Below are 2,701 nucleotides of genomic sequence, written 5' to 3'. Positions count from 1 at the left end.
CCCCGCCACGACGGTCATCGTGGCGGGGCGGATGAAGCTCGGTTACGGATTGTGGACGAACTTGTCGATGGACTTGGTGAGGATGGTTCCCTTGTGCTTGGTCGCCTCGCAACCCTTGGCGTCCACTCGGTCGCCCTTGTCGATGTCGCCGATGTGGGGGACCTTGGAGGTGGCCAGCCACTTGTCGCCCATCTTGCCCAGCTCGAACTCGTAGATCGTCTTGCCGTGCGAGTGCACCACCTTGAGCTCGGTGACCGTGCCGATGGCCTCGACGGCCCTGGTGCACTGGCCCTGGTGGCCGTTGGTGGGTTCGGCGGCGTTGGCGGTGCCGCCCAGGGCGAGGGCCGCGGCCAGGCTCACTCCGCCCACGATGGCGACGCGTTGCGCGAGCTTGCTGATTCGCATGTGGATTGTTTCCTCTCGAGCTTTTGGATTGTGAAGGAAGTCGGGCTTTCGAAAGCGACACAAGGAATCTAGGAGCCCTTGCTTGAGCCGAACTGGCAAACGGTTCAAGGCTGTCTCAATGTGGTCGCGCGGCGCCCACGTCGATGGGGGGTCGGGGTCGGCGGCCCTGACCACGGGAAGCGGCAAAGTCCAATGGAGACTCATGAGGGGTGTTCTCATGTTGTTCTGAACTTGGCCATCGCGCGGGGGCCGAATCCGCGCCGGGATCATCGCGGTAGACTCAGCATTGATTCAAGGTATGAATGATTCTGAGAGTGATTTAATGACCAAGGACCGCCCCCTGACCAGCTACCTCGTTGTGCTGGTCGTCCTTTCCATCCCCTTCTGGCTGCTCGACCTGGTCTCCGACCAGCTCCCCAGCTGGTTTCCCGACAACCTCCCGATCAGCTCGCTGATGGTCGTGGTGCCCGCGGCGACGGCGGCGATCCTCATCGGGCGGCGCGAGGGGCGCGCGGGGCTGGGGCGTTGGGTGCGGCGGGCGGTGGACGTCGGCAAGCTCGGCGGCGTCGGCCGTGCCGCGGCGATCGTGCTGGCCATGCCCGCCGTCTACCTGGCGGCGTGGCTGCTCATGACGGCCACAGGCCGACCGCTGCCGCACCCGCACATCGCCTGGGCCAGCGTTCCGATCCTGTTGGTCGTGTACGGGGTCGCCGCGGCCGCCGAGGAACTCGGCTGGAGCGCCTACGCGACCGACCCGCTGTCGAGGCGGCGCGGGGTGTGGGTCGCGGGCGCGACGCTCGGCGTGGCCTGGGCGCTGTGGCACGTGATCGGCTACGCCAACGGCGGCAATGCTCCCGCCTGGATCGTGTGGCAGTGCGTCTACACCGTGCTGCTGCGGATGTTCATCGTGTGGGTGTACGCGCGGCGCGGGGGTTGCGTGTCCGCGGCGATCGGCATTCACGCGCTGTCGAACGTGAGCTGGAACCTGTTCCCCAACAACAGTTCCCACTACGACCCGGCGTACACGTCCGTCGTCCTGGCGGCGTTGGTCGCGGCTGTGGCGGCGTTCGGAGGGCGGCGGACGAGGCGGGCTCCGCTCGGCTAATCGCCCAGCACCTGGGTCAGATACGGGTTCGCGAAGACCCGCTCGGGGTCGAGGCGGTCGCGCAACGCCCGAAACTCGGCGAAGCGCGCGTAGGTCGGCGCCAGATCCGCGGCCGTCCTCGTGTGCAGCTTGCCCCAGTGCGGGCGTCCGTCGTGGGAGCGCATGATGGCCTCCACGGCGTCGAAGTAGTCGCGGTACGGCATCCCCTTGTACTGGTGGACGGCGAAGTACACCGTGTCGCGTCCGTTTGATGTGGACATCCAGACGTCGTCGGCGGCGGCGACGCGGACCTCGACGGGGAAGACGACGCGGCGGGCGTTGGCCTCGGCGCGCAGGGCCGCGAAGGCCGGGGCGAAGGCGTCGCGGGGAAGGGCGTATTCCATCTCGACGAAGCGGACGCGGCGCGGGGAGCAGAAGACCCTATAGGAATCGTCCTTAAAGGTGCGTGCCGACATGGCGCGGGCCGATATCGCCGTAATGGCTGGAACCATTGGCGGAACGGCCTTTCCGAGTCGGCACATCAGCCCATATACCGAGTTGGACATCAGGTCATCGTCCAGCCAGCGGCGGAACCCCGACAACGGGCCCGCCTCGCCGATGCGATTATTGCGTTTCACCAGCGCGCGGGTCGCGCGCGGAAACCAATAGAACTCGAAGTGATCGTTATCGGCCGCCAGCGCGTCGAAATCATTGATGACGGTGTCGAGCGGCATCGGGTGTTCGTCCGCGTGCAGTCGAAAGGCTGGTACACATTGGATCGTGACGTCGGTGAGGATGCCGAGGGCGCCCAGACCCAGGGCGGCGGCGCCCAGTTCGGGGTCGTCGCGGGTATAGCGGCGCTCGGTGCCCGTGCCGTCGATCAGGGTGACGCCCGACACGAAGGTGGCCAGGCCGCCGAGCGCGGCGCCCGTGCCGTGGGTGCCCGTGGAGATGGCGCCCGCGATGGTCTGGACGTCGATGTCGCCCAGGTTGGGCATGGCCAGGCCGTGGGACGCCAGCAGGGGGTTGAGCTCGTGGAGCGGGGTGCCCGCGCCGATCGTGACCTCGCCGGTGTCGGCGTTGATCTGGGGCGCGGGGCGGTGGGCGTCGAGGCGCAGCACGGTGTCGTCGCCCGCGGAGATCGCGGTGAAGGAGTGGCCCGCGCCCAGGGCCTTGACGCGGCCGCCGCTGTCGGCGGCGGCGCGCACGGCC

Annotated in this window: 3 protein-coding genes; 1 reads left to right on the top strand and 2 read right to left on the bottom strand. The window is 67.9% G+C overall.

Annotation, left to right across the window (positions count from 1 at the left end; all coding sequences use genetic code 11):
- Positions 1-42: 42 nt before the first annotated feature.
- On the bottom strand, positions 43-405 hold the full coding sequence (locus VE172_RS03265) for a hypothetical protein (protein ID WP_324797110.1): 363 nt from the start codon (positions 403-405) through the stop codon (positions 43-45).
- A gap of 322 nt (positions 406-727) precedes the next feature.
- Here VE172_RS03265 and VE172_RS03260 point away from each other — a divergent pair, with 322 nt between their 5' ends.
- Positions 728-1,510 (top strand): CPBP family intramembrane glutamic endopeptidase, encoded by a 783-nt coding sequence (locus VE172_RS03260; RefSeq protein WP_324797107.1) that lies wholly within the window; start codon positions 728-730, stop codon positions 1,508-1,510.
- On the opposite strand, the gene VE172_RS03255 is transcribed toward VE172_RS03260, so the two are convergent.
- Positions 1,507-2,701, bottom strand: a 1,195-nt coding sequence (locus tag VE172_RS03255; RefSeq protein WP_324797104.1) for a D-arabinono-1,4-lactone oxidase, incomplete at its 5' end; no start/stop codon positions are given. The genes VE172_RS03260 and VE172_RS03255 overlap by 4 nt on opposite strands.

The organism is Stackebrandtia sp. (assembly GCF_035643755.1).
Taxonomy (GTDB): domain Bacteria; phylum Actinomycetota; class Actinomycetes; order Mycobacteriales; family Micromonosporaceae; genus Stackebrandtia.
Note: the sequence above shows the minus strand (reverse complement) of the source record. Positions and strands in the feature narration are given on the sequence as shown.

Excerpts from the sequence above, each read along its gene's own strand:
- VE172_RS03260 (WP_324797107.1), top strand. The coding sequence starts at position 728 with ATGACCAAGGACCGCCCCCTGACCAGCTACCTCGTTGTGCTGGTCGTC.
- VE172_RS03265 (WP_324797110.1), bottom strand. The coding sequence starts at position 405 with ATGCGAATCAGCAAGCTCGCGCAACGCGTCGCCATCGTGGGCGGAGTG.